Here is a 24,096-nt window from a genome sequence, read left to right on the forward strand (position 1 = left end):
CTTACTTCGCCTCCTGTTTCAAATATTTCTGCAGCAACTGCTCGGCTTCGGAGACGGAGTACGTCTCGCCGTCCTGCAGCAACGCCCGCAGATAGTCTTTCTGCTGCGGCGTGAACCGCTTGGATTGCAGCAGATTGGCCTTGCTATGCTTCGCCGGCTGCGCGCCGGCATCTTCCGCTTTACGGCTCATCCTTAATCCCTCCATGCTGTTCGAGCGTCTCCATCGCCGGGTCATCCGGCCACTGCTGCCATACCAGCAGGGAGTAGGTGACCCAGAAGTAGAGCACCTCGTTCTCAATCTGATACCGAATGTCATTCCCGGCGCAGGGACGGCCGCCGACCGTAATGGATGCCAGTACCTCCGTGAGCTGCTCAGCCATGGCGTACATCGCGTCATTCTGTCGGTCGACGGCAAAATAACGGACCACGAATGGATGCCGACGCTTGTATCGGCGCCCCAGCTCCCGCGTATGGCCCGGCTCCAACAGACGGACGTAGAAATACGGCGCCTCGAGCCCTTGCGGAATCTCTTCTCCGGAAACCGGAATGTCGGGAAAGGCGGCATCGAGCGCAGCGTGAACCGCGTATCGGACTGAGTTAAAACTGACTTCTTGCGACAATGAGCATCACCTCAAAAAACGGTCGATAAACCGCTGCATCTCGCGCTCCATGATTCTCGGAATCTCACGCATCAACAGTTCGCTTGAGATAAGCATCATAAACTTACCTTCAACCCAACCGTTTCGCGGTCCGACGTACATTCCCGCCGGCTCGCCCTTGGGCGGGCTGTAATTCGGAATATAGTAGAAAGTGTTGCCCACCCACTTCCCCGGGACCCAGTGAGCTGCGAAGCCATTTTCCACATAGAACGAGTATTCTTCCGTGTTGTGGACCTCGATCTCATAGCCGTCCCCAGTCGGACGTAACTCCCCGAGCGTCCATCCGCGACGCAGTGCCCCGTTGCTGGAAGGCGTACGCATGACGACATCTGCGAGCATCTCATCTGCCAAATGATAGAGGCACTTCCGCATAAAATCGGGGAAGTGCCTCTGCATATCGACCAGGCTGTCGCGAAACTTCAACAGTTCGGAAAAATCGAAGCTGCCCAGATTAGCCACGACGAAATCTCCACCAAAGGCTCATCCGATCCAACATCCTCTCATACCATCGGGAGGGGCGGCCGTCTGGCTCGACATAGCCTTCTATGTCCACCGCCATGATGTGGCGATGGTGCAGCGAGTGCAAAGAGGCATCACTCGGGACTTGCCACGTCCAGACCTTGATTCGGCCCGGCTGCCTGAACCAATTCAGAAAATCCTGAGCACCGTCCGCATCATCAACGGGCAGATCCTGCACGAATGTAGTTCCGTCGATCATGTGGATGTTCAAGGTGATGACGGTCGCCGCGGGAATCGGCGCTTCTTTCAAGTCTTGCATCACGCCCACCCCTTAGCAGTCAGATAAATCTCCTGATGGCTGCTGTACGGCGGGAACGGCTTGCCGGCGGAGAACGTCTCTGCTTGGCCGGTTGCTTTGCGCGTGACAGAAATTACGTCGCCCTGCCGAATCTCCAGCTCCGGCGCGATGAACAGCTTTGCGTCGAATCGAATATCGTTCTGCGCCTCCGTCTGTCCATTACGGGGCAGACTTGTCTGCGAGAGCTTACAAGCCTGGTCCTCGTAGACCGGCTGCAGCACCTGCTTGGTCTCCTTGGTCACCGGGTCCTTCACCGGCTCGTGCCGGCTGATCATGGCCCGGTCCTCGTACATGCGCTCGATCGCGCGGCGATGCCGGCGGTAATTGATCATCGGCCCGTCCCCCATGTCATACGCCGGTAATGGTTTAGGTCAGCGCGGTAATTAAACACGACCTGATCGATGACAGATTTGGCCGTGTTGGCCAGCCCGCCGCCAGACCCGCCCCCGCCGGAGACGGAGGTGTCTCCTACCTTAACGCTGCCGGCCGGTCCGCCGACTGTCTCGTCGATCTCTTCGACATGAGGTAGATCGACCCGCACGGCATCCATGACCATGCTCGCCCACACGTACAGCAGCCCGTCCGGCATCCGGCGGTGATTGATATCGTGCAATACCCGCCGCTCGATCTCCGCAATGTACGTGTCGATCAGCGGCTTCCGCGTGTCGTCAGGAAGGTCGAGACGAAGCTTGACGATCGGCCATACATCCGATGCCGTGATCATGGTGGTTACTCCGGCAGCCTGGCCAGCTTCGCACCGATAAGCACGCGTGCCTCATCTGCAGAAACGGGCAGTTTCTCGCCCTTCTTCCAAACACGATCTCGGCGCCGAATATTCTTCAGCAAAACCATGTCGACAAGCGCTGGTGGCATTTCCGGAGGTGTGTCGTTCGTACCCGCTGCCCCTTCTCCATTGGAGGCATCACCGTTCAACAGGTCAACCGGCGGTTGGTCTCCTGTTCCCGGAAATGATTGCTGCTCCACATTGGGATCTCCTTCTTTGGATTTCCTCATGTCTATCTCCTTCTTCCCTCATTAATAAAGAGAGGCTGAAGCCTCTCTTACACCCCGGCGACCTTCGCGATGAAGATCGTGTCAATTGTCTCGAAAGACGGCAACACGATTTCGGATACGACCGTTTCAACATTGACCGGATGGGGCTCTCTAATTGTAGTGATCGCCACGCCGGTATTCACGATCTGTACTTCCGCTGTCTTTGCACCGGCCATCAGATCAGCTTCTTCCGGGGTCGTGCCGTACCACGTTGTCCCCAAATTGCCATCCGGGATGAGCGTGAAGTAGTCGTCCGGGTAAAACATATGCGTGCTGCCGTCAAGCAGAGCATATTTCTTGTTGTACACGGCGACGGTCAAATCGAATTTGTCGAGCAAATATTTCCGCATCATCTCGTTGGTCACGATGACGTTCTGCCAACCTACCGGATTCATATCTTTCAAGAAGCCTTCGTTCTTCATGATGTAACCCCAGGTCTTCCGGGTGCAGATCGCTCGGCGCGGACGAACTCCAGTGTCCGTCTCTACCTGATCCTGCCATTCCGGAATATGCTCCGCGATCGGAGCCGCCGGATTGCTCCACTTCTGGGCATTATCCGTAATGGTCTCCATGTGATCGCTGTTCATTTGGTAATCATAGTCGTAATCCTGCCTGGTTTGCGCCGACGTAATGCGAATTTTCCCACTGGACAACAGCTGCATGATCTCCCGTTCAGGCACAACATCAGCACCGTTGACCAACGTCAGAACGTCATTGTAGATGTTGGTAATGAGCGGCATCACATATTGGTCGTTGGAATTGTCCTGCAGGCGCAAAATTTCCTGCCTGTCCTTTTCACCAATTCGCATAGATTCCCGGAAAAATGGCATCTCGGTTTCAATCTTCGCGAATCCAATCCGATCCCGCAAAGTCGCCTTCGTGTCGAATGCCGAAGGTTGCAGGGATACCGGCAAACCCCGGGCCCCTTTGATCCAACTCAGATCGAGGCCAAGCTTCTTTCTCGCGGGAAACAGCGTTGCTCCCAAGTACGTAATGTTATTGCTCGGATTATTCGTGTAAAAGGCAGCGATCGCCCGAGCATTGAAATAATCGAAAATAGTAAGCATGAACAGTCTCCTTCCCGCCAGTTAGGCGATAAATTGAATCATCTTCAGCGCAGCAACCTCTGCTGCATCCGGATCTTCCGGCAGCTTGGTCAAATCAATGAACCCGTGAATGACCATCGCGCCAGGAGCCGGTCCGTAGGTCACGTCCACGTCGTTAAGCAGAACACCCTCCGCGTCCGTCGTATCCGGCGTCCCCTCTTCCGGATCGCCCGGTGTCGTCGTTGCCTTCTTGACCATAATTTCCGGATCGGCCAGCGTTCCGCCACCGACGATCGTGCCTGCCGGAACGATCTTCTTCCCATCGACCGCAACCACGCCGTCATCGTCGACGGTGACCGGTACCGCGACATAATGGTCCGGGAACTTCAAAATATCCTTCCGGTTCCCGTAAGTTCTGGAAACGAACTTGCTCATTTTCTATCAGCCTCCAAAATAAGATTTTTGCGCGTCAGCATTGGACGAATTTCCTTTAGCAAAATCGGCGAGCCGTTTGCCAAATTCAGCAGCTTTGTCGCCGGCACCGCCGCCTGAGCCGCCGCTCTCGAAAGGATTGGCACCGCGGAACTGGAACTGGCCGCCCTTATCCTCGGGAACAAACAAAAAAGCCTTGCTCGTCTGCAGGGCTTTAATTTGGTCGTCCAGGCCGGTTTTGATGTTGCCGTTGTCGTCCAATTCGATCTTCGTCTTGTCAAGCAGCCCGGCGACGATGTCTGGATCGTGTACCTTGCCGGCGAGCGCCAGCTTCACGGCGGTGCCCAGTCGCAGCTCCTTCGCTTCGGCCTCGTACTTCTCTTTGGCCGCCTTGTTCTCCGTCTGCAGCGTCTCGATCTTCTTCGTCAGCTCCGCGGCATCGCCGGAAGACTTCTTCAGGTCTTCGAGTTGCTTGTCGCGATCGGAAACCTCCTTCTCCGCCTTCTTCCGCGCCTCGACAACCTCTGTATACTGCGTTTTGGCCACAAAATGCTTCGGCAGTTCCTTCACAACTTCTGCATCAATTTTGTCGACATCCGCTTCCGCCACGCCCAGCTTTTTCAAAAGCTCTTTCAACCAATCCATCTATCATCAGCCTCCATAGATTTTTATAGCTGCTCTCCAGCTATGGGAGCCGACCGATATACTCCGGCCGCTGAGTATGCCTAGTTTTTTGCCATGCGACAGGGCGACGAAAAGGCCCCGGCAGTCTCAACCGGAGCCCACAAAAAAAGCACCCTCGCGTATGCGGGAGTGCTTCAATCTTTCAAAACGCCTATTTTTTTCAGGTGCTCTCTGCTGAGCTTTTCATATTTTGCCCGATCTTCCTCGGAAATCTCTTGATAGCCGATGACCTTAGGCTTCGATGTGTCGTTCCAGCGCGGATCTGAGAAAGGCTTCTTCTTTTCGCTCATTTCACGAGCTCCTCCAACATGACAAAGTAGACGCCGTCAATGAAATCCAGTTTAACGACCTTGAACGGAAAATCACGCCCGTAAAGCACTTCAAGTTCTCCGGGATTGTACGCAGTAATATCCTTCCCGCCAACAGCTCCCAGAATATAAAACTGAACTTGTCCGACCGGATTGTAGAGCGCGCCCGCTGTCGTCGAGATGTATTGAGGATATTGTACCACGGCTCCCGGCTTGATGTCTTGCATAAACGCAGCCAAAGCAGCAGCCGAAGCAAAATGTAATGAACGGGACAGATCCCCACTGTACGTCGGCAGCTTTGCGAGCGCCTTGTCCAAATTTTCGACCCATTGCATTTCAATGCTGTCGAGCGGATCGCCGCGGCGCAGCTTATCGTTAAGTCCGTAGGACTCCCCGCCAACGTACCGTGTAACTGCTGCTTCTTCGTCATGTGTCAGTGCAGGAGGCTCTTCTACTCGTTCAGTCGCTGGAAGTTCCGGCGACGGATCCACCGGTTTTACCGGAGCTGGCGTAACCGGCGCAGGCGGTTCCGGTGCTTCCGGCTTCTCCGTCGCTTCCGGAGCGTGCTTCTCAGCCCAGTCGCTGAACGTCTCATCGGGAGGCACATCATAGGCATCCGGCTCATCAGAGTAGGGCTCCTGCTCCCGTTTCGACTGCTGCTCGTCCGGCTTAGCCTGTGCATCTTCCGGATCCGATTCATCTTCTCCGAAAAAGGGAATCGTCGTCGAGCGGCAGTATGCATGTAGCGGTGGATAGTTAGTGCCGGCTTTGGCTTCGCTGACGAGGATGACCTTTCCGTTCATGTCTTCACACTGTTCGGATGTGCGATGGTCCATTGTGGCCACGTACTTGTACCGCTCGACACCAGACTCCCGGTATCCGTCCAGACGGGACTGCCCACTGAAATAAGCAGACTCCGTGCGGATCAGTCTCTCTGCCGTCCGCATGCTCACGCCCATCTTATCCGAAAAATCCTTGATGACCGTCGGAAGCTGCTCGCCTCGAATGATATGCTGTTCCAGCGACGTCTCCAGCTCCGCGAAAAGTTTCGTCCGATCCAGCCAGATCCGAGCGCTGAAGTTGCTCCCGTCCGGCGCCCAAGGCTTGGCCAGCACGCGATCGATTTGCCGCTTGTCCAGCTGCGCCGGCGGAACGCCCCGCCCGTTACCTCGCTGCACCTCGTATATTGCGCGGTAATAGCCGTCCTTGTAGATGTCGGACATCGTATCGGTCGTGCCCTTGACACGCTTGGCGGCAAGCAGCTCGATCTCGTGTCGCATCCGGATCTTCTGCTCGTCTAATTTCGTAAGATGGATCCGGGCCCGGGCGTTCTCGATGGCCTTTCGCCATTTTGGGTCGCCGCCGTGCTTAATGATCGCTTCCCGGTACTCATCCAAACTCCAGCGAAACTCCTTCAGTTCACTCGCCGACAAAAGCTTGCGGGCTTCGGCCATGCTGACGCTGTTATTCTTCGCCAGTCGAGCGTACCAGGATTCAGTGTCCCGCTTGATCCGGGCCATCGCCTTGTCGTACTCTGCGCGCTCCTTACGGATGTAGGCTTCGCCTTTCTCAAGCTGCGCCTCGTTTTGAGCCTCCATGCGTTTGGCCCAGTATTCCTCCGACCTCATTCGGCATCACCGCCGCCCCCGTCCCCATCCGGATCCGAGTCGGGCGGCAGCCCGCCGTAGCCGTCGGCCATTCGCTTCAGTGCATCTTCCTTCTGCTTCTTAATTCGCTCGAGCTCGGCCACCACATCCTTAACCCACGGATGCTGCGCGACGAGCGTCTCGTCGGACAGGATTCCGACGCTATCCTTGATGGCCGTAATGATCGCCGCTTCGTCGATCGGCATATCCTTATTCAGAATAAAGGACAAGTCCTCGCCGCTGTAATCGACGCCGGCGCTGTTGAATAGATGCGTGTCGACGAACCAGCGGAGCTGCTCGAGCGACGCCTGGAATTCGGTCTCCATCATGCTCGCATCCAGATCAAGGTCGGAATAGAGGAACTTCAGCGCAATTCCGCTCGGCGCGCTGCCGATGTCCACCCCTTGCGTATCAACGCCTCGCCCAAACTCGTAGATGTCCTTTCGGGCCTGCTCCATATGCGTCTTATATGCCTCGACGTTTAATTCCAAATTAACAGCCTTAATCCCGCCGCCATCATTCACAAATGCGGTTCGATATGTCGCAAGATTCTTCCTAAATTCTCCCGGGTTAGTGCCGCTATAATTCGTTACCTCGTAAATGCTATCGGGCAGATCCTCCAGGTTGTTCGAATTGTCGGACTTGTTCCGATCGTAATCGTCCACCAGCGACTTGATGATCTCGACGAGCGGCTGCTCTTCCTCGTTGTACTTCCAGCAGATAAACGGGACGCGTTCCCAGTTCATCCCCTGCTCCTTATCGCCCACTTGGACAGTAAAGTGCGAGCCGACCGCCCCGGCCTCAACATCCGGAGTCAGCCCGGTACCGTCCACGACGTACCGGCGCACGCCCTGGGAGTCCCACCATTCGATCTTCCGGACCGTCTTCCGCTGAAGCCCTTCATACACGGTAACCTCGTAGTCACGAATGACCGCATCCAGAATGGTGTGCGCTTCGTCGGCCCATAGCGGTTTGATCTCCAAGCTATTCATCTTGCGGAATGATAGCTTACCGACATCGTCATAGTGAACGAACCACCACGCAATACCCGCGTTGACGGCCTGCTTTCCGGTGCTCTGCAACCGGCGGAACATGGCCGGCTGCAGGATGTCCGACCATTCGTCCGCATAGGCCGTATTATCCGTTTGAACGCTGAGTGGCTTGCCAAGCAGGTAGCCGACCTTCTGATCTACCAGCTTGCGCGTAAATGGATTGGTCAACTTGTTATTGGCCAGATTGCCGACGATCTCCTTCGCTCCGGACGCGCCGATCGCCGTCCGCTGCCGTTCCAGTATGTCAGGCTTGTTTCGATAATAGCGCTCGCCGATCTCCATCCACTTTCGTTTATCGGACTTCCGCCAGTCGCCGATCTCGAGCTGGATAATCTGCTCGAGCGTCGCCGCCGTTCGCGCGCCGCGAATGATGATGTTCTCGAGTTCGCGCTGTTCTTCACCATTTGGCCATAGTGGCATTGGATTTCCTCCCTTCTATTTAAATCAGGCATCCGGGAAATAGACCCCGCTGCGCGCCGGCTCCACGAACGCCAAAACGACCGCATCCGCCCGGTCAGGCGAATCCAGTCCTCGTTTTTTCATATCTTCCTTGCGTTCAAGGGCCAACTTGCCCTTGCTGGTCATACGGTACTTGCGCTGAGACAACTGCGTAACGAGCCGATCGTCATTCGGCAGCTCAACGGCCGCCGGCTGCCCCTGAATGTGTTTGGAGAATGACTCCTGCAGCAGATCGCGCAGATCCGCCCAGGTCTCCGTCCCGCGGTTCTCGTAGTGCTCCGTCGCATGCTTGGTGGGACTGCTCCCGTTGATAACCGGCGTGACCCGCCATCCCCGCAGCCGCTCCTCCAGGATGACTTCGTTCAGCCGGTCCGTCACCCCGCCGCCGACGCCGCTGTCGTCGACTTTGATCTCCACGTTACGGAGTTTCGGGAATTGTTTCAGCATTTCTTTGCCGGCTGCTATCACTCGGCCTGCAGTGGCCATTGTGTCCTGTTTGTTGTAACAGCGGAGTTTGAACACTTTCATCCCGATCCGCGGTGCGATAGTCGTCTCATCATCCCCGAACCGGGCCACGTCAACGCCCAGGTGCAGCGTATCCCCGGCAGCCTCAACAGTCGCACCGGCGGCAAACTCGGCCAACTCTAACGCGATGAAGGAGTCGGCTTCCGCCTTTGGGAACTCTCCGTATACCCGCACGCGAACGACGTCGCTATCGGCACCGTACTTGTCGATGAGCATCTGGATGTTCTCGCGGCTCGTCCGCTTGGACGTGCGACTGTCGACCTTGTGCGTACGGAAACGCGCCCGGTCCCGGTTGTGTGAATCATAAAAAACCCCAGCAGTCCGCGTGGGGTTTCCAAACATCGCAAGCTTATTATCTTCACCGGTAAGCGTTCCGAGAATCGTCTCCAAGATAGGATCGGCAACCCCGGAGGCCTCGTCCACAACAAAAAGCATGTGATCCTCGTGGAAGCCGGCCATATTCTCCGGACGCGTGGCCGTCCTGGCCGTCGCGAACCAGCGCTCCTCATGGCCAACCATATAGACCTTGGTTTTCGTCCACTTCAACAAATTTTTCACCATGGACGATTCCAGCCATTTGGCGACCTCAGCCCACAGTACATCATAGAGCTGCTGCCGCGTCGGCGCGGTACAAACGACCTTCGGGTTCGGGCGGGTACACAAGAACCAAAGGACAAGCGCAGCCTCAGCACCGGTTTTCCCAACACCCTGGCCCGATCGAACACTGACGAGACGATGCTCGGCGACGTCCATCATTACTTCTCGCTGCCAGTCGTCCGGATCCATTCCGAGCATGTCCTCGGCAAAAGAAGCCGGATCGTCCCAATAAAGATCGAGTAGGAATGCGATATCCGATACGACGTTGTACGGCTTACTCATCGCCGGTCACCGCTGCCGCCTGCTCCGCCAACTTTGCCTTACGCCGCTCAGCGATCGCCTTGAGCGCTTCGGTCCAGCTCTGTGTCGCGCCGGCACCGCCCTGAAGCTTCTGCAACTCGATCTGAAGGATGGCCGTCCGGACTTCCTTTTCCTCATCGACGGCAATCAGCCTGTTTTTCAGCTCGATCGCCTTCAGCTTCTGTGCCTGGACGCGGGTCAACGCGTCTTCGATGCGCAAAATGTCTTCAAGGATGCGAATGGTCGTCGTCTCGATCTTGGCCACGACCATTTTCTCGGACTCGGTGACGACCGTCGTTTCTTTGCCAGTTCTCGGATCGGTAACTGGCTTGGCTTCCTTCACCGTCCGCAGCTCGCGCAGGACGCTCCGCTGCTTCTCCGTCAGGCCGTCGGTCAGCCGCTGAATCCGTTTGAGCATTCGCCGTTCTCGGAATGCAATAAGTGCTATCGCATCGTCCGCCTGGACAACAGGGTCCGTGTCGATCCCGTCCAGCATCTCCTGCTCTTCCTCATCCAGCGTATCGAACCAAATCGTCTCGTGCTCACCGGTCCGGACCGCCTTCTTATTGCCCGGCGGCCCCCCCGTGCCGCCGCGGTTCCCCTTGGCGTTCTGATTGCCCTTCGGCGCGCCACCCTTGTTGCCGACGGCGTTCTTGTTACCCTTCGGCGCTCCCTTTCGTTTGGTAACGTTACTATTAGATTCATTGGTAACGTTACTATTCAGATCGGCAGCCCATTTGTCCTGACTCTTCCACTTTCGTATCTGGGTTTCCCCAAGGCTAAGAGCAGCGGCGATGTCTTTCAGCAGCATTTTGCCGCCGCTCTCCAGCCACATCTGCTTCGCTTTATCTCTGTTCGGGCTGCGCTCTTTTGCCACTACATACCACCACCCCCCGCGAATGCGAAGAAGCGACCTTAACAGGTCGCCCTCGTTGCGATAATTCTACCGTGACCGGTTCTTATAATTGAATAAGACGTCCGGATACGTATAATGTACTCTGGCTGCTTCCCGAATCTCTGCTTTCTCTTTTTCCTGCATTTTTTCGGTCATTTCAGCGACTAGTTCTCGAAGTGTCTTGCTTTTGACTCCGTGTTCCTCGAGATGCGATATGATTTGGTTCTTCATTCGAACCACCTCCAATTGTGTGTTCCGGCCTAAACCGGACATCATCTATATAAGTTGGCAGGTGTGTGATATAACAAATTAATGTTCATAGTTCGTTTTTCTGAATCTCTAGATCGAGCTCAATCAGCTTCCTCAGATCGTCGACGGTGTTGATCTCGATCCGATTGTCCTGAAAGTCCTTCACCCAGCGCGCGACAGCGGCCTTGATGATTTTGCGGTACTGCTCCTTGCTTTCCATAATGCCGAGCAGCACCTCGAGCTCATGCTGCTGCAGCAAATCATCTTGATTCGGCATTGGTTAAACACCTCGGCATCCATTATGATGAATATGAGATCATGCGTTCGTAAAACCGTGGCCACGGCTGTACATGATCTCGGCCGGGGTGTTTCCGGTCGGGCGGGAGGGGCGTTAGCGCGCCTCTCCTTTTTATTGTGTTGCGGAACGATGAATCAGCACCGGTTCAATGCCCGCTCCCGCCCGGTACCGTTCCTTGATCACGTCGCAGAAGATCGGATCCAGCTCCATCGTTCGGCACTCGCGCCCCATCTGCTCACAGGTCATAAGCGTAGATCCGGATCCGCCGAAGAGATCCACCACGACGTCGCCGGCCTGGCTGCTGTTCCCGATCGGGATGGCCAACAGCGGCAGCGGCTTCTGCGTCGGATGAACGTACTTGCCGACGTCTCCGCGGGAAACCTCCCACACGGTCGATGGCTCCGGCTCCTCCGCAGTCAATCCCGCTCGCCACACCGTCGTCTGTCGGCGATCGCCGTACCAGGCCGGTGCATTCCCGCGGAGATGGCCGTAGAATACCGGTTCGTGCTTCCAACGGTACTGCGCCCAGCCGAAAGATGCCGCGTTCTTGACCCATACGCATTGATTTCGAACAACGATACCGGCCGCGTTCATCGCTTTTTCGAACTCTGCCTGATGTCGCGACGGATGAAATATGTAGATCGCCGCCGTCGCGGACATGATATCGGCATATCGCTGGAAAACGGCATGCAAAAAGCCCGCGAAATCCTCCGCGGGCATATCGTCGTTCATTATTTTGCCCCGGCCGTCTTCTACCAGGCGTTCCGAAACACTTTCGATGGCCACATTGTATGGCGGATCCGTCACGACCAGCGCGGCCTTCGCCCTGTCCATGAGCTGTTCCACGTCCGCCTGATCAGTAGCATCACCGCACATCAATCGATGCCGCCCGAGCTGCCACACATCGCCGCGGCGGGTCAACGGCTTCTGGATCTGCTCGAGTGCCTTGCCCACGTCGAAATCATCTTCGACGACCGGTTCTTCGACAGCGGTATCCGTCGGGAGGCCGGCGATCAGCTCCCCAATCTCATCCGCGTCGAATCCGGACAGATCCAACTCGGCGCCGCCGGCCTGCAGTTCATCCAGCAGCCTGGCCAACGCCTCCTCGTCCCAGCGGCCGGACACCTTGTTCAACGCGAGATTCAGCAGCCGTTCTTGCTGATCGTCCAAGTCGACGACCGACACCTCCACAGCGGGATCGCCGCGGGCCTGCAGAACCTTGTATCGCTGATGACCGCCGACGATGTTACCGGTCCGCTCGTTCCAGACGATCGGCTCCACGTAGCCAAAGTTTTCGATGCTGTGCCGCAGCTTCTCGTACTCCGGATCGCCCGGCTGCAGATCGACGCGTGGGTTGTAGGCTGCGGCGTTAAGACGGTCGATCGGGATGGTTTGGATGATCATGGTACACCTCCAAAAGAAAAAGCACCGGTTAGGGTGCTGGTAAATATCTGATTATAACATCAACAGGAATTTGACCGTCATGAGTTTTTATTATAACTCTTCTTTCTTCATGCGTAATGTCTTCATCCCTTAGTTGTAACGTTTTGTTCGGATTCGCGAATGTCATCAGATCATCTTTAAATTCCACTTCGGTGGCAATTTGATGATCAACAACACGATCTGGATAATGATAACGGAACATGACACTTAGCGTAGTCAAGTTTCGCACCCGTTCCTTTAATTTAGTAATCATCCAAACAACTCCATTCTCATAGGATGGAGCCATCATACACCTATTTTGCTGTGGAGTCTGTCGGAATGTGCTGAAGTAAAATTAGCCCTCTCTTCTTGCTCCGGCCGATCCGCCGGAAGCCTGCCTTCAAAAAACAAAAGCCCGGATTCGAGCTCCGAACTTTCGAGGAATCGACGTATGTGATTATGCCATCAGGCGGCAGCCCCCCCCATTCGGCGATTGTTGCTTCGATAGCCGCTCGAATCATGTCGCTGGATAGGTGCGGCGATTCATTTCGGAAGATCGTACATTCCCATGCCCGCAAGCCGTCGTCGCGGATACCGGCCCAGGTCACCCATGCGGCGTCGCCAGCCGCTGTCCTCAATACGAGGTTTCGGCCCGGCCGCGTGAACATCGGCGCCCCGACATGCTGCCGCGAATAGTGTCGATCAGCGAGCTGCCTGCATGCGCGGTCGCCTTTATGTGTCAGCAGCCACGGGTCGTACTGAGGAATGTCGAGCATGATCTGGAGCATGGTGGCCGCCTCCTTGTGTTATGTCGGTTTTCCGATAAAACGTCCCGAGAATAGGCCCGGTCGAGAACGCAATGGCATCGTTTTGCCTCTTCCCGACAATATTCGATTTGCCGAACAGAAGAAAGCCCCGAGCCCCAAAACGGGCTACAGGGCTTCTCATGGTTGTTCTAAAGCTTTTCGAATTGTTCAAGCAAGTCATTCTGATGTACATGAATCACCGTGCGGTCCTTCCGTTCTAAGCAGATCGTTCCGCCTGCTCCAGCATATTCGAAGACTTCACCCGTCTTCTTATCTTTGAAGAACAAACCAATCACCCCCTCTTTATTCCATATTATTCGACATGATTCGACAAAATCAAGCTGAATAAATGGAGAAGCCGCCCCTTTCGGAGCGGCAGCGGAGGAGTGAGGTGGTCAACCTCGTATGGCACGCTATAAATATATCATGTCCAGAAGCAAACGCTCTGCCGTTTTCCTGCCAAAATACCGCCAATTCTCTGCCACGATTTCACGCACCGCCGCCGGTCGCTATTGTAGTCGGCTCCTCCTGATCGACATACACTTCCAGACGAAGCGCGAAAGCCAGCTTGTACAATGCACTGCTTTTGATCCGATAATACTTCCGTTCGCTAAGGTGCATCTCGCCGGATACTTGATAATCGAATACTCCCTCATCATCCAAATACCGCAGTTCAATTAGGCGACGCTCCATTCGTCCCAATCGCTCGACAGCTCGCTCGACCTGTTCATATTGAAGCCGCATGCGCTCCTCGGCATCGACGTTCTGAACGGCGATCTCCTCCGCGGGCTTCCCAACAACATTCGTCGCTCCATGCTCTCGCGGCTCCCACGCCGGCGTGGTCTTCATCTCTCGCCGAAAGAATCCCACCTGCTTGTATATTCGAGCTGACTCCAGACGCTCCTCAACCGCGGCCCGGGTCGCCTCTCTATCTATCTCAAACGGAAATTGAATCTGTGCCATGCCCCACACCTCCATGATGTGCTATACTTTCAGGTGAGGCATGACGTTACCGCTGAATCCCCCGCTCGCCGGCCAAGGTGCGGGGGATTTTCTTTTATCTGTCCAAATACAAGTTTATTGATTTCCGAGCGCTTGCTTGGAGCAACGTCGAGATCCACTCCCAGAACTCACCTTCGGCGTCCCCCTCGAGATCGTCCAAAAATTGTGGCGGGGTAAACTCTTCGTCATCGTACTCGCCGATCTGGCCGCACTGCTCCACGATTTTATCAATTCGTTCATCGCCATTTTCTCGTAGCACCCGGATCGTCCGCGGACCGTTTCTTCCCGTGGCTATGGCTCCTTTCTTGCGCAGGCGCTCGACGACGTTGAATGCTGTCGAACTGGAATTGTAATTCATCGCGTCGGCCAACTCTCGAATACTTGGCGCATAGCCGTTCTCGTTGATGAACAACTTGATGATTTCCAGCGCTTGTGCCTCAACTCTCGTTAATGCTTGACTAGCTTTGCTCATAGTCTGCCTCCTTCTCCAGGCTCCCAATTCCACAGCCTCTGCTTTCCCTTGGCCGGAATCGGCTGCGGCAGTTGCTTGACCTCCGTCAGTTCCCAAGCGAAGCGTCCATCAGAGTAGTCCCCGAAATAATATTCGGGCGACTTGCCACCAGCCCAAAACAAATTGCGGAACGCCTCGTTGTGCATCGCCTTACGCCGCAACCAGACAGGATGCTTGTCTCTCTCTCCATCCGTGCGATGGACGCCCAGGCAATCTGTCAAGATACACGTCGCCACGACGACTCCGGTCGGCAAGTTGCTCGCCGTATACCCATGCTCAGCAAGCGCCGACTTGATCGGTTCGCGCTCGCAAGCTTCCCGATCGATGTGCTTGGCGGCGTGGATCGCGATTGGGCCGCGGTATTTCGTTGACCAGCTTCTCGTTTCGAATCTCTTAAGTCGCAGCGCGATCAGTGTCGCCCACGGTTGCCAGACGGTGATGGCCTTGATTGGCATGTTTGCTTCACTCATGACTTTTCTCCTCGATCGGATACCCTTCCGGATCAACCCGCATTCTATATCTGATTCCCCCAAGTCGAATCACGCTGTTGTTCAATTCCTCAATCTCGCCTGGGTTCAGCGACCGGCAATCATTTTTCTTAAACGCAACATCCGTAAATCCGAATCCTTCAACGAAATTACCGATGAAGTGATCGGGGGTTTCCGACTTCACGTAAATAAGGTCGTCTTGCTCTCGACCGATGTCGCCGAGCTTGTGAATTGCAGGGCTTCCACCCTTAAGAATCATGTATCGCGGCTTCATAGCCCTACCCCCAATGTCCGTAACGCTTGAGGATCTCGACGATCTGCGGCGTATACGGCTCGTCCGTATTAATCACGATATACGAGTTGTTGCTGGCCGGCGCTTTTCCGGCATTGATGCGGCGGCTGTCGATCGTCGCCCCAATCACTCCGAGCTGGGCACGTTGTTCCATGGAAAGGTGCTTCTGGACATCTTCAATTTTGTGAACGATGTATTTGCGTTTCACTGCTTCTCCCCCAGTCGCTTCTGACTCATCGCCTTGAAAGCTTGCTTGTAATATCCCCGTGCATTCTCTTCGGTTACTGAATCACGCAGAAACTCAGCCGAGCATTGCGCTGTCATAATGAGTTGCTCCTCCGTCTCGCTGGGCGGAACGTGGAAGAGGATGAATTGCGCTGCGTCGTGAATTTCGTCCGGGCGGCCGTCGTCGTACTGGATCGTTATTCTGGCCATTGTTACCTCCAAGTTCATTCATTTTTCGTGCTTCATCTTTTTTCACGATGCGGAAATAGGTGGCCCATCGGGTTATCTCCGTACTTTTTCTTAATTCGAGCATTTCCGTAGGCACAAACCTGTTCGTGAGTCCATAGCGGCTCTGTCGCTGCACGGCGAACATCCCATCCAGATTCATAAATTCTACTCCGGAAAGTGCTCTCTGAGATCCCATTTGCAACCGCAAGCTCATAGATCTCGCGCGGAATTTTACGATTCTTTATAGCGGCCAACTCATAAGGTCTTGGATGAGGCGGTGTAGTCGCCGCTTCCTCTGGATCCCAACCGTGAATAGATATCCGAGCTTGGAAAGTGCTATCTGCGATGCCGTTAGCAGCCGCCACTCTCCTCCAAGGACCTCGGTCTGTGCGTCGCTGGCAAGGTATAGTAATAGCGCGAGCCTTGTCCCAGCCATGGCGCCGAATTCTGGCATCAAGTGTTTGTCGACTAATGCCGTTGATCGCGGCAACCTCATAATCTTCAGGCGATAAATAAAAATCATAAGGCTTCATGCTTCACCTTTCTTCCTGAACTAAATCTTCGGTTTCTGCATTACGATTTGTACCATACATTCCATATCAGTCTATTTTCCATAAGAGTCCCACCGCCTCGAAGCATCGACTGCGACAAGCCACTTACAACCACTGCCTGAACGGAAATAACGTCATTTTCAGCAATGAACGAATCAAGATCTTTTTTGGATTCGATAACCGAAACCCTCGTGTTTCTCATGACATTACTCCTTCACAAAATGGGGTTCTACAGAGCAGCTATTTACGAATAATGATTGCCATGGCTATGAAAGCCACCAATGCACCAACTATAAAAAGCACAAGTATAGCGGTTAGTTGGTCGCAAGATAAACTGTTTGACCAAGAGTGGCACGACTCCAAATAAGTTCCCCTCCACTCACAATTTGGGCCCACACGTTACCCCCGATTCCGTCGGCGCGACTCCTGCGTAGACTTCCGCCTCTTCTTTCGCTGCAGCCGCGCCCACTTGGACAACTTTCCGCCGGACGACTGGCTAACGACGGCGCGATCGCTGCCGGCCAGCTTCTTCTCAGCAGCTCCCCGCAGCTCCGCGGGTATTGGCTCGAATTCGCCGCAAACAAGTCGCTTCCGCTCTTGCTCCTGCAACCGAACCAATTCTCCAGTGTCAACGTTCATTCGTCTCATCTCCCGGTTCGAAAATATGATTTTTGAAGAATAGCTCTTTAAACTCATTCATTGCCTGCTGAATTGTAATCCGTCGCTGTTGCATCCGATGAAAGATTCCCAAGGCACGAAAGCGATCCTGCTCAGGCATCATGCGAATCAACGCGAAAAGATCCTCCTGGGTATCAAGCTTCGGAGACGGCTTCATTTCGCAATCCCCCCAGTTCTTCTTCACATATTTCACTGCCGCTCGGAGCGCCTCGATCAGAGACTCGTTTTCAAATATTGAAATTCCACGCGCATTTGTATCGTCCCAGATGCCTACCCGCCATACCCGGTCGACCTGCTTCAGTTGATGGTCCGGGAGCGCCATTTTGGCCAAACGATTGCGATTAACGTGTAAGCCACCGTTCGTTGCAGTAATTCCGTTGAAGATCGGCACGGCCAGGTCGACCATCGGTTGGTCAATCCTATCGAGCCTGTATCCTAAAAATTCAATGCATTCTTCAATGTTCAAGGGGATCGCTCCTTCAAAATTTTCTTTTCCCATACAATCAGCGCACAAGTGACGATCATTTCTGTAGATGCTTCGCTCTCAAGGAGTTTCTTGATATTCTCGATTCGCTCCAGGTCTATCGGTAACAATTCGATTTTCAATTTGATTCCTCCAAGTAACGCTTCGCCTCTTCGGCCGCCCGCTGCAGCGCGATAAATGCCTCGTTGCTTCCAGTCGGTGAGTCCGGATGATTCAGTTTCACAAGAGAACGATAATGGAAATTCACCGTCTCGAGATCCTCCGGCACACACTCAAACCCCAGCATCCGGAAGCACTCCGGCAACTCAACCGGCGGTGGAAGGTACCGCATGCCCTCGATCCACGTCTGAAGCTTATAGATGCCGCGTTCGGCGAGTCTGGCCAGATCCTCGAGAGCAAGAACGAGCTGCGCGAATGCATCGCTGCCATATTGGATTTTCTGACCATTCGCTTGAGCCTTATCGACCGAATGATCGAAGCGATACAGCACGCCGCCGATCCGGAACTCGACCCATCCTCCGCGGCGGCCCCAATCGAAATTGTATTCATCGGCCCCGAAGCGTTGCATGACCTTGGCGAGCTTGTCCTCATATTGCTCAACATCTGCATAGCGTTTCCCTGCCACCATCATCCCTCCTGATACCGCGCGCAAGCTGGCCAACGTATTCGATGGTCCGTTCCGGGGCCGTTTGTGTCGCCCCGGAGTCCGCATTTATAATAGATGCGATTATATCTCTTGCCGTAAAGATGAGCGCATCCCCGGCAGTTCGCCCCCTCCGGGCCCGGGCCGTGCGCCCGGACCATAGGATTCGGGGAAGATAAATGTTCTGGTTCCGGCGGGATCTCCGCATTGCTGAACAACTCTTGTTGAATGATCATGGTTCACCTCTCAAAACAGAAATTGCTGCCCGATCTGGCCGGCGGCGACAGGATTGATCCAGAGAACTTCAGTACGCGGTTGTCCGTTGACGGGTTTTCCTGCGGTCGTGAACCGCTGCCAATGCTGCAGCCGTCGATCGTACAGTTCATGCTCGTATCCGTTAATCAGCACCGGACCAGGATGGTCATTCAACGCATCGAGGAGTTGAGTGTGTTGATCATCTGTCATTTCATTTTCGTAGATCCGATCGTACCTCGTTGCCAAAACGTAAGGCGGATCCGCGAATATCAGCACGTCCGGTTCTCGGTACCGTCTGATCAAGACTTCTGCTTGCACGTTTTCGATCTGAACCTCGCGAAGCCGGTCAGATACGAGTGCTACTCTTTCGGGAAGCGAATTCCACTGTTTGACGTGAAAAGCATCTCGGGCTGTCGCTCGGCAACGCCAACCACTTATAGAATTCGTCTTAGGCCTAATCGCCTGCCAACAGCGGATCATGAACCGACGGGCACGCTCGAGGTCGTCAGGCGTTGCCTCATGAGCGGCGTTATATTCATCACGAGCATATGGCGTTAGACTGAGAGCTCGAGTAAATTCTATCGGACGTTCCCGCATGATCCGGAACAGATTGACCACTTCACCGTTAATATCATTGATCGTCTCGACGACGGATGGCGGTTTGGTGAAGAATACTGCGCCGGACCCGAAGAACGGCTCCAAATAAACACGATGGGGAGGCGTATGACTAATAATCCAGTCCGCTATGGCCCACTTGCTGCCAGGATAGTGTAAGATGCGCGGAATGCTCATCAGTGCAGCACCGCCGGCTGCCGCTCTTCCCCCGGTGCCACCCACACCGGATCCCAACTCAGAGAAAAGTTGATTCCGGCGTCAGCCTCAGCGCCAGCCAGAAGAACGACGTTACCCATCTCCTCTGCGGCATCCCGTGGCACCGCGTTTCCGATATATTCCCGCGCTTTAGCATCCGAGCAACCCTCCAATTGAAACGGTCGCCCGTCCGGAAGGAACTGCGGAAAGCTCTGCAGCATGGCGAGCTCGTAGGTCGTTAGCGGACGGTGCCATGTGCCGTCCTGGGCGATAATCATCCATATGCCTTGTTCGTTATCCGCCGGTACCGGTCGCGGATCCGCGACGGCCGCTGCACTGGCGTGTACATCCGCACTGCCAATCACGGTCTTGCCCGGCTCGTTCCATTGTTGAACGCCCATGGTTCCGGCACGCGGCGGTCGGTTCACGGTCGGGTCGGCGATCAGCTGCGCACCGCTTTGCACATCTGTTGTTCCGGTCACCGTCGCCGCCGGTCCATCCGCTGCCTGCACACGGAATTTATCCGTATACCGCCCGGGGCGGTCGTGAATGCGCGGATCACTGACGCTGCCGGCTGCCTGCATGATGCGATTTGCGGCGCGAATCGTCTTCGCCGTCTCATCCCATGCTTGCACACCAAAACTGTCTGGCATGAGCTTCGTATTTACGCTTGAGTCAGAAATAGCAATTCCGCCGCTCCCAAGCCGTGAGCCGGTGACGCACGGCGCCGCCTCATCTGCGCAAACGATCCGGTACTTCGCCGGGTGCCGTCCGGGATGCTCAGGCAAAGCCGGGTCCGCAATACAGGCCGCTCCCTGGAATGGTCCCGGGACGCCGGTGACACACATGCCGGGCTGATCTGCCGGCTGTATCCGCAAGATGTTCGTCTTTCCACTTTCGCCGAGCCCAAGGCGGGGATCCGACACCGCCGTGACACCGTTGCTCTTGCCTGGGCCAGCTGTACCGGTCACCGCTCCGGATGGTTTATCCCACTCGGCCACACCGTAGGCGCCAGCACGAGGCTCATGAATAATCCGCAGGCTCTGATAATCCACCTTCTGTAGATCCCTCCAATCGCCGCCGGCGGGAATAAGTGCGAGCCGCATCCAGGTCTTCCATTGAAGGCGCGGTAGCTTGTGCAGCGGTCCGCCCACCTCCGTATCCCCCGGAGTCGGAAGCGGCCCAATTACATCTCCGATCGTCCGCATCGGCTTAGGCGCGGGATAATAGATCACATTCGGGACCTGCTTTGGATCGCGCGCCATGATAAGGAACCGAACGCGGTTTTGCCCAAGCCCGCCAATCTCCCCAAGGTTGTGGTCTGCACGTATGCTCACCTCATAACCGAACTTCTTCAGCAGCTTCTTGATCTGCTTCAAGAGTGGCTTGCCGCGAGAAGTGATTCGTGGCACGTTTTCGAGTTGGATGATTGCCGGGATGGCATCTCCGTATTCATCACATGCCTGAAGTGCGAGCTCCAGTCCGCTGACGGTCAGAAAGTTCAGCGCCTGGTATTGCTCCGATTCGGACTTCTCTTTCGGCAAGAGTCCGCTCAGTCCTTTGCATGGTGGACTGGAGAATAGGAAGAACGGAACCTGTTGCTTGAACGCCAACCATATGTCCCACGCTGTCATCTCACGCCAGTTCGCCGGTGGTTCCTGTTTGTGCCAAGCCTTGTATTGCCAACGACGGAATAGATCCATTACGACGGAAGTCTGCTCGCCGGTGATGAGGTCGTGATTTCGACAGGCAACCGGATCGCTGTCAATTGAACATAGCAGCTTGAACCGATAAAGCCCGCCGCCGTACTCGACCTGGGACCGGAGAAGACCGGCAGACTCGCCGCCGATCCCTCCGAACAGTACCGCTGCCGTCTTATAGTGAATGTTATCCCTCAACAGCATCGGTCACCCCGCCTCTTGCATCGCCGTCATGCTCGCGACATGTCGAACGTTGTGAGCCTCGAAGAACCGCTGCACGTGCTCGCTCACGTCCTGCCCCGGCAGCAGCTCAGCGAGATCCGCCGTGACGAAGCTGACGGCGCGCTGTAACAGAAGAAACAACTCCCGCATGACACGCTCCCGATCGATCTCGGCGGCCTCGACTCCGGCTCCAAGCGCCTCAACTGCGTCGTAGATGCGAGCCCGTTCGACGTTAGCTGTTGTAACAGGGAGGACGGGCATCCGGATGATGACATGTCCGGAATCGTTCGCTCCCGCCGCTGCATCTTCGATTGTTTGGACCAACAATGGACGTTCTTCCTCAAGTTCATGGATGCGGCCACGAAGCTGCTCTTCGCTGATTCTATTCAAGTCAATCAGTTCAGTGCCCGCCCGTTTCAAGCGCTCGATCTCGGCATCCTTTTGTCGACCGATTTCGACTTCCTGCTCGATAATTCGGGCGGCCGTCGCGTTATCCTGTTCAAGCTTTTCACGGAGTTTGATCAGTTCGTCTTCCAGCTTCAGTCGATATTTCCGTTCGCTTTCAGCGTTGTGCCGCCATAGCGCTGCTGCCGCCTGCAGATTGGCAAGTTCCTTATGCTGACTGTCTTCGTTATCCATCGGGGGACTTTGTTCAGCAAGCTCTTGCGTCTCGTTCTCTTCTGGCAAATGATCCATTTCCGCTGCGTCCTGCGTTTCCGGCTGAACTGCTTCGTCCGGTTCCTTCGACTGATACTGCGCATTAAATTCGATCAGTCCACGCGCCGTCGCCTTCTGCTCCAATAGCTCCGCCGTTCGGCGGTCGACCTCGCTGGCCGGCTTGACGGGAGCCAATAGTTCCAACGCCCGCTCTTCCGCATCTAATTCGCGAATCCCCCACTCTTCCAGCAATTTGTAAAACTTCGTAGGTGCTCCGCCGAGTGAACGCATAATTTTTGTTCTCGTTTCACCCGCCAGACGCCGCTGCAGATAATCGTCCTTAGTTATCGTCAGAGCCGTTTTTACTCCTTTGACCAACGACTCCACCTCCTCGATTTCTTCTTTCCAGTTCCGGAAGCCCCACTCCCGAAGTTGCTTTGCGAGCTTCTCGGACTCATTGTTGTAATATTTCAGGATAAGGGACTGCCGACTATCGCCGGCGGCCCGCTTGTCGAAATATTGTTGTTTGGTCAACGTTGGCTCCCACCGCTTAACCGGTAGACCATCGTACTTCAGGCGTACCCGCCGCTCAATATCCGCGAGTTCCTCTGGCGTTGCCTTGCGCACATCATAACCGCTCATACCGCACCTCCGGATTAAGCGGCGCCGCCCTGCTGCTCAGCGACACGCTTTTTATACTTGCTCCAGGCTGCCGACAATTTTGTAGAGGGGATGCCCAAAGTTCCAGCGATTTGCATCCAAGTCTCTCCGCCTTTCCGCCGCTCGAGGAGGGTCGGGAAATCGTAAGGAATATCCTCAAATACCGGCCTTTCGGCAAGGATTACTGTTTCAATATCCGCACGATCAGCCGGCTTGTCGGATGCTCCCGGAGTTTGCGGATCCTCGCCAAGGACCTGACGTTCCCAATCGGAGAGGGTGTCTTCCGTCTCCTCTTCCTTGTCGAGATCCTCCAGTTCTTCGGCATCCTCTTCGTCGTGGTCGGATTCGACACCGTCGTTCAAATCCTCGTCGCCCACTTCGTGCAGCACGCCCGGATCTTCGTCGTCCTCATCGGCTTCCGTCTCGCCGGCCGGCTGCTCAACCTTATTCTTGCGCCACGCATCCCAAGCAGCTGCCGATGGAGCAACAGCACGACGGTACTCGTCAACTAAATCAATAATTCTGCCACTGCTGATGCCATTTTCTTCTGCGAGCCACTGATACGTCACACCCTTGCTCAGTTGAGCAACCCAATCCTCAATTGGATACCAACCCTCCGGCCTCGGCGCCAAACCGGACAGTATGAATGCATCTACCACTTCTCGGCCGATCTCCTCCGGAACGTCCTTGATCGGTTCCTGCCGCTTGGCGACGTCGAGATCCATTTCGAGTTGATCGCCTTCAGGTTTGACTTCATGGACACCCTTCTCGTCGACTCGATACGACTTGATCGGTTTCTCCGTCCTTGCGTTAATCTGAACATTGTAGGAAACAACCGTCGAATCCATTGCCACATGAACTTTCTGATCAATCATCTCGGAAATGCGTTCGATGTTTCCCCGCAAGGAGCTGAGGTCCGTGGTAAGAACGATCTCCACCTCGCCTTTCGGCTTGAGGTTCACCTTTTTAACGTTTGGTCGAAACTCTGCATATGCCAAGCTATTCACGCTCCAATTTGTCTGATTTTGACCACAATGCGAGGCTTGAAACTATAACGCTTGCGGGCATAGGCATCAACGACCTGGCTGTCGTCCACCCACATAACGCCTTTCAAAGCATCCTTAACACCTTTGAGGTAATTGTCCGCATCCGGCTTACTAATCGGGTAAACCTCTCCGGCTTCGGCGGCAGCCGCCTTCCGTTTGCTGAAACTCTTAGGAATTGAACGATAGGCTGTCACCATGACGGCCAGGGGCCCTTCAAGCAATTTCGGAGGCGCATGTTCTGCAGCGGCAAGCCGAACAAAATCTTTATAATCCCGACTCTTTTTAGGGTCATACATCCGGACGAACCCGCCCTGCGTGGATGCCCGCGGCCGCCCTTGGGCAACCGGCTCCCCATAAACAACAAACTCGATCATCGCCTTGCGTTCCTCCTTCCCC

Annotated in this window: 35 protein-coding genes; all 35 read right to left on the reverse strand. The window is 55.1% G+C overall.

The window, feature by feature from the left end; translation table 11 throughout:
* Nucleotide 1: 1 nt before the first annotated feature.
* On the reverse strand, nt 2–190 hold the full coding sequence (locus ACFFT4_RS00165) for a hypothetical protein (RefSeq protein ID WP_378044085.1): 189 nt from the start codon (nt 188–190) through the stop codon (nt 2–4).
* Nucleotides 180–620 (reverse strand): phage tail terminator family protein, encoded by a 441-nt coding sequence (locus tag ACFFT4_RS00170; protein WP_378044087.1) that lies wholly within the window; start codon nt 618–620, stop codon nt 180–182. Before ACFFT4_RS00170 ends, ACFFT4_RS00165 begins: the two co-directional genes overlap by 11 nt.
* 6 nt (nt 621–626) lie before the next feature.
* A complete protein-coding gene (locus tag ACFFT4_RS00175) occupies nt 627–1,118 on the reverse strand; it encodes an HK97 gp10 family phage protein (protein WP_378044088.1) in 492 nt (163 codons plus the stop codon).
* Nucleotides 1,111–1,437: a hypothetical protein gene (locus ACFFT4_RS00180; RefSeq protein ID WP_378044090.1), complete on the reverse strand. Its 327-nt coding sequence runs from the start codon at nt 1,435–1,437 to the stop codon at nt 1,111–1,113. The genes ACFFT4_RS00175 and ACFFT4_RS00180 overlap by 8 nt, the downstream gene beginning before the upstream one ends.
* Nucleotides 1,437–1,808, reverse strand: a complete 372-nt coding sequence (locus ACFFT4_RS00185) for an ABC transporter ATP-binding protein (protein ID WP_378044091.1) — start codon at nt 1,806–1,808, stop codon at nt 1,437–1,439. The genes ACFFT4_RS00180 and ACFFT4_RS00185 overlap by 1 nt, the downstream gene beginning before the upstream one ends.
* A complete protein-coding gene (locus tag ACFFT4_RS00190) occupies nt 1,805–2,200 on the reverse strand; it encodes a DNA-packaging protein (protein WP_378044093.1) in 396 nt (131 codons plus the stop codon). The genes ACFFT4_RS00185 and ACFFT4_RS00190 overlap by 4 nt, the downstream gene beginning before the upstream one ends.
* Before the next feature lie 5 nt (nt 2,201–2,205).
* The gene (locus tag ACFFT4_RS00195; RefSeq protein WP_378044095.1) at nt 2,206–2,490 is read right to left on the reverse strand and encodes a hypothetical protein; all 285 of its coding nucleotides are present in this window, start codon (nt 2,488–2,490) and stop codon (nt 2,206–2,208) included.
* A gap of 47 nt (nt 2,491–2,537) precedes the next feature.
* Nucleotides 2,538–3,596 carry a major capsid protein gene (locus ACFFT4_RS00200; protein WP_378044097.1) on the reverse strand — a complete coding sequence of 353 codons (1,059 nt, stop codon included), beginning with the start codon at nt 3,594–3,596 and terminating at the stop codon, nt 2,538–2,540.
* 21 nt (nt 3,597–3,617) lie between these two features.
* The gene (locus ACFFT4_RS00205) at nt 3,618–4,010 is read right to left on the reverse strand and encodes a hypothetical protein (protein WP_378044098.1); all 393 of its coding nucleotides are present in this window, start codon (nt 4,008–4,010) and stop codon (nt 3,618–3,620) included.
* A gap of 6 nt (nt 4,011–4,016) precedes the next feature.
* Nucleotides 4,017–4,652, reverse strand: coding sequence for a phage scaffolding protein (locus ACFFT4_RS00210; RefSeq protein ID WP_378044100.1), 636 nt, complete (start codon nt 4,650–4,652; stop codon nt 4,017–4,019).
* Nucleotides 4,653–4,825: 173 nt separating this feature from the next.
* A complete protein-coding gene (locus ACFFT4_RS00215; RefSeq protein WP_378044102.1) occupies nt 4,826–4,981 on the reverse strand; it encodes a hypothetical protein in 156 nt (51 codons plus the stop codon).
* A complete protein-coding gene (locus ACFFT4_RS00220) occupies nt 4,978–6,627 on the reverse strand; it encodes a minor capsid protein (protein ID WP_378044104.1) in 1,650 nt (549 codons plus the stop codon). The genes ACFFT4_RS00215 and ACFFT4_RS00220 overlap by 4 nt, the downstream gene beginning before the upstream one ends.
* Nucleotides 6,624–8,117: a phage portal protein gene (locus ACFFT4_RS00225; protein WP_378044106.1), complete on the reverse strand. Its 1,494-nt coding sequence runs from the start codon at nt 8,115–8,117 to the stop codon at nt 6,624–6,626. Before ACFFT4_RS00225 ends, ACFFT4_RS00220 begins: the two co-directional genes overlap by 4 nt.
* Nucleotides 8,118–8,141: 24 nt before the next feature.
* Entirely contained in the window at nt 8,142–9,560 is a 1,419-nt protein-coding gene (locus ACFFT4_RS00230; RefSeq protein ID WP_378044108.1) for a DEAD/DEAH box helicase family protein, read from the reverse strand.
* Entirely contained in the window at nt 9,553–10,455 is a 903-nt protein-coding gene (locus tag ACFFT4_RS00235) for a phage terminase small subunit-related protein (RefSeq protein WP_378044109.1), read from the reverse strand. Before ACFFT4_RS00235 ends, ACFFT4_RS00230 begins: the two co-directional genes overlap by 8 nt.
* A 334-nt stretch (nt 10,456–10,789) precedes the next feature.
* Nucleotides 10,790–10,999, reverse strand: a complete 210-nt coding sequence (locus ACFFT4_RS00240) for a hypothetical protein (RefSeq protein ID WP_378044111.1) — start codon at nt 10,997–10,999, stop codon at nt 10,790–10,792.
* A gap of 132 nt (nt 11,000–11,131) precedes the next feature.
* A complete protein-coding gene (locus ACFFT4_RS00245) occupies nt 11,132–12,424 on the reverse strand; it encodes a site-specific DNA-methyltransferase (protein WP_378044112.1) in 1,293 nt (430 codons plus the stop codon).
* Between the two features lie 28 nt (nt 12,425–12,452).
* The gene (locus ACFFT4_RS00250) at nt 12,453–12,716 is read right to left on the reverse strand and encodes a hypothetical protein (protein WP_378044113.1); all 264 of its coding nucleotides are present in this window, start codon (nt 12,714–12,716) and stop codon (nt 12,453–12,455) included.
* Between the two features lie 40 nt (nt 12,717–12,756).
* Nucleotides 12,757–13,230 (reverse strand): hypothetical protein, encoded by a 474-nt coding sequence (locus ACFFT4_RS00255; RefSeq protein ID WP_378044114.1) that lies wholly within the window; start codon nt 13,228–13,230, stop codon nt 12,757–12,759.
* A gap of 507 nt (nt 13,231–13,737) precedes the next feature.
* Nucleotides 13,738–14,211, reverse strand: coding sequence for an ArpU family phage packaging/lysis transcriptional regulator (locus ACFFT4_RS00260; protein ID WP_378044115.1), 474 nt, complete (start codon nt 14,209–14,211; stop codon nt 13,738–13,740).
* A 94-nt stretch (nt 14,212–14,305) separates the two neighbouring features.
* Nucleotides 14,306–14,722, reverse strand: coding sequence for a LexA family protein (locus ACFFT4_RS00265; protein WP_344309611.1), 417 nt, complete (start codon nt 14,720–14,722; stop codon nt 14,306–14,308).
* Entirely contained in the window at nt 14,719–15,210 is a 492-nt protein-coding gene (locus ACFFT4_RS00270; RefSeq protein ID WP_378044169.1) for an ASCH domain-containing protein, read from the reverse strand. The genes ACFFT4_RS00265 and ACFFT4_RS00270 overlap by 4 nt, the downstream gene beginning before the upstream one ends.
* Nucleotides 15,211–15,223: 13 nt before the next feature.
* Nucleotides 15,224–15,523: a hypothetical protein gene (locus ACFFT4_RS00275; protein ID WP_378044117.1), complete on the reverse strand. Its 300-nt coding sequence runs from the start codon at nt 15,521–15,523 to the stop codon at nt 15,224–15,226.
* A gap of 4 nt (nt 15,524–15,527) precedes the next feature.
* Nucleotides 15,528–15,749 (reverse strand): hypothetical protein, encoded by a 222-nt coding sequence (locus ACFFT4_RS00280; protein ID WP_378044119.1) that lies wholly within the window; start codon nt 15,747–15,749, stop codon nt 15,528–15,530.
* On the reverse strand, nt 15,746–15,976 hold the full coding sequence (locus ACFFT4_RS00285; RefSeq protein WP_378044120.1) for a hypothetical protein: 231 nt from the start codon (nt 15,974–15,976) through the stop codon (nt 15,746–15,748). Before ACFFT4_RS00285 ends, ACFFT4_RS00280 begins: the two co-directional genes overlap by 4 nt.
* Before the next feature lie 32 nt (nt 15,977–16,008).
* Entirely contained in the window at nt 16,009–16,527 is a 519-nt protein-coding gene (locus tag ACFFT4_RS00290; protein WP_378044122.1) for a hypothetical protein, read from the reverse strand.
* Nucleotides 16,528–16,944: 417 nt separating this feature from the next.
* Nucleotides 16,945–17,184, reverse strand: coding sequence for a hypothetical protein (locus ACFFT4_RS00295; protein WP_378044123.1), 240 nt, complete (start codon nt 17,182–17,184; stop codon nt 16,945–16,947).
* Nucleotides 17,174–17,689, reverse strand: a complete 516-nt coding sequence (locus tag ACFFT4_RS00300) for a hypothetical protein (RefSeq protein WP_378044124.1) — start codon at nt 17,687–17,689, stop codon at nt 17,174–17,176. The genes ACFFT4_RS00295 and ACFFT4_RS00300 overlap by 11 nt, the downstream gene beginning before the upstream one ends.
* On the reverse strand, nt 17,686–17,829 hold the full coding sequence (locus tag ACFFT4_RS00305) for a hypothetical protein (RefSeq protein ID WP_378044125.1): 144 nt from the start codon (nt 17,827–17,829) through the stop codon (nt 17,686–17,688). The genes ACFFT4_RS00300 and ACFFT4_RS00305 overlap by 4 nt, the downstream gene beginning before the upstream one ends.
* Complete coding sequence (locus ACFFT4_RS00310; RefSeq protein ID WP_378044126.1) at nt 17,826–18,332, reverse strand: hypothetical protein; 507 nt, start codon at nt 18,330–18,332, stop codon at nt 17,826–17,828. The genes ACFFT4_RS00305 and ACFFT4_RS00310 overlap by 4 nt, the downstream gene beginning before the upstream one ends.
* A 264-nt stretch (nt 18,333–18,596) precedes the next feature.
* Nucleotides 18,597–19,397, reverse strand: coding sequence for a DNA adenine methylase (locus ACFFT4_RS00315; protein WP_378044128.1), 801 nt, complete (start codon nt 19,395–19,397; stop codon nt 18,597–18,599).
* Complete coding sequence (locus ACFFT4_RS00320) at nt 19,397–21,319, reverse strand: DNA cytosine methyltransferase (RefSeq protein ID WP_378044130.1); 1,923 nt, start codon at nt 21,317–21,319, stop codon at nt 19,397–19,399. The genes ACFFT4_RS00315 and ACFFT4_RS00320 overlap by 1 nt, the downstream gene beginning before the upstream one ends.
* A gap of 3 nt (nt 21,320–21,322) precedes the next feature.
* Complete coding sequence (locus ACFFT4_RS00325; RefSeq protein ID WP_378044132.1) at nt 21,323–22,636, reverse strand: hypothetical protein; 1,314 nt, start codon at nt 22,634–22,636, stop codon at nt 21,323–21,325.
* A 14-nt stretch (nt 22,637–22,650) separates the two neighbouring features.
* Nucleotides 22,651–23,652, reverse strand: coding sequence for a hypothetical protein (locus ACFFT4_RS00330; protein WP_378044133.1), 1,002 nt, complete (start codon nt 23,650–23,652; stop codon nt 22,651–22,653).
* Nucleotides 23,653–23,657: 5 nt separating this feature from the next.
* Nucleotides 23,658–24,074, reverse strand: coding sequence for a RusA family crossover junction endodeoxyribonuclease (locus ACFFT4_RS00335; protein ID WP_378044135.1), 417 nt, complete (start codon nt 24,072–24,074; stop codon nt 23,658–23,660).
* Nucleotides 24,075–24,096 lie beyond the last annotated feature (22 nt).

Source organism: Cohnella cellulosilytica, assembly GCF_042431195.1.
Classification (GTDB): Bacteria; Bacillota; Bacilli; order Paenibacillales; family Paenibacillaceae; genus Cohnella; species Cohnella cellulosilytica.

Bases quoted from the DNA above. Each gene is read 5' to 3' on its own strand.
- ACFFT4_RS00165 (WP_378044085.1), bottom strand. From the start codon at position 190: ATGAGCCGTAAAGCGGAAGATGCCGGCGCGCAGCCGGCGAAGCATAGC.
- ACFFT4_RS00180 (WP_378044090.1), bottom strand. From the start codon at position 1,437: ATGCAAGACTTGAAAGAAGCGCCGATTCCCGCGGCGACCGTCATCACC.
- ACFFT4_RS00185 (WP_378044091.1), bottom strand. From the start codon at position 1,808: ATGATCAATTACCGCCGGCATCGCCGCGCGATCGAGCGCATGTACGAG.
- ACFFT4_RS00190 (WP_378044093.1), bottom strand. From the start codon at position 2,200: ATGATCACGGCATCGGATGTATGGCCGATCGTCAAGCTTCGTCTCGAC.
- ACFFT4_RS00195 (WP_378044095.1), bottom strand. From the start codon at position 2,490: ATGAGGAAATCCAAAGAAGGAGATCCCAATGTGGAGCAGCAATCATTT.
- ACFFT4_RS00200 (WP_378044097.1), bottom strand. From the start codon at position 3,596: ATGCTTACTATTTTCGATTATTTCAATGCTCGGGCGATCGCTGCCTTT.
- ACFFT4_RS00205 (WP_378044098.1), bottom strand. From the start codon at position 4,010: ATGAGCAAGTTCGTTTCCAGAACTTACGGGAACCGGAAGGATATTTTG.
- ACFFT4_RS00210 (WP_378044100.1), bottom strand. From the start codon at position 4,652: ATGGATTGGTTGAAAGAGCTTTTGAAAAAGCTGGGCGTGGCGGAAGCG.
- ACFFT4_RS00215 (WP_378044102.1), bottom strand. From the start codon at position 4,981: ATGAGCGAAAAGAAGAAGCCTTTCTCAGATCCGCGCTGGAACGACACA.
- ACFFT4_RS00220 (WP_378044104.1), bottom strand. From the start codon at position 6,627: ATGAGGTCGGAGGAATACTGGGCCAAACGCATGGAGGCTCAAAACGAG.
- ACFFT4_RS00225 (WP_378044106.1), bottom strand. From the start codon at position 8,117: ATGCCACTATGGCCAAATGGTGAAGAACAGCGCGAACTCGAGAACATC.
- ACFFT4_RS00230 (WP_378044108.1), bottom strand. From the start codon at position 9,560: ATGAGTAAGCCGTACAACGTCGTATCGGATATCGCATTCCTACTCGAT.
- ACFFT4_RS00240 (WP_378044111.1), bottom strand. From the start codon at position 10,999: ATGCCGAATCAAGATGATTTGCTGCAGCAGCATGAGCTCGAGGTGCTG.
- ACFFT4_RS00245 (WP_378044112.1), bottom strand. From the start codon at position 12,424: ATGATCATCCAAACCATCCCGATCGACCGTCTTAACGCCGCAGCCTAC.
- ACFFT4_RS00250 (WP_378044113.1), bottom strand. From the start codon at position 12,716: ATGATTACTAAATTAAAGGAACGGGTGCGAAACTTGACTACGCTAAGT.
- ACFFT4_RS00255 (WP_378044114.1), bottom strand. From the start codon at position 13,230: ATGCTCCAGATCATGCTCGACATTCCTCAGTACGACCCGTGGCTGCTG.
- ACFFT4_RS00260 (WP_378044115.1), bottom strand. From the start codon at position 14,211: ATGGCACAGATTCAATTTCCGTTTGAGATAGATAGAGAGGCGACCCGG.
- ACFFT4_RS00265 (WP_344309611.1), bottom strand. From the start codon at position 14,722: ATGAGCAAAGCTAGTCAAGCATTAACGAGAGTTGAGGCACAAGCGCTG.
- ACFFT4_RS00275 (WP_378044117.1), bottom strand. From the start codon at position 15,523: ATGAAGCCGCGATACATGATTCTTAAGGGTGGAAGCCCTGCAATTCAC.
- ACFFT4_RS00285 (WP_378044120.1), bottom strand. From the start codon at position 15,976: ATGGCCAGAATAACGATCCAGTACGACGACGGCCGCCCGGACGAAATT.
- ACFFT4_RS00290 (WP_378044122.1), bottom strand. From the start codon at position 16,527: ATGAAGCCTTATGATTTTTATTTATCGCCTGAAGATTATGAGGTTGCC.
- ACFFT4_RS00295 (WP_378044123.1), bottom strand. From the start codon at position 17,184: ATGAACGTTGACACTGGAGAATTGGTTCGGTTGCAGGAGCAAGAGCGG.
- ACFFT4_RS00315 (WP_378044128.1), bottom strand. From the start codon at position 19,397: ATGAGCATTCCGCGCATCTTACACTATCCTGGCAGCAAGTGGGCCATA.
- ACFFT4_RS00320 (WP_378044130.1), bottom strand. From the start codon at position 21,319: ATGCTGTTGAGGGATAACATTCACTATAAGACGGCAGCGGTACTGTTC.
- ACFFT4_RS00325 (WP_378044132.1), bottom strand. From the start codon at position 22,636: ATGAGCGGTTATGATGTGCGCAAGGCAACGCCAGAGGAACTCGCGGAT.
- ACFFT4_RS00335 (WP_378044135.1), bottom strand. From the start codon at position 24,074: ATGATCGAGTTTGTTGTTTATGGGGAGCCGGTTGCCCAAGGGCGGCCG.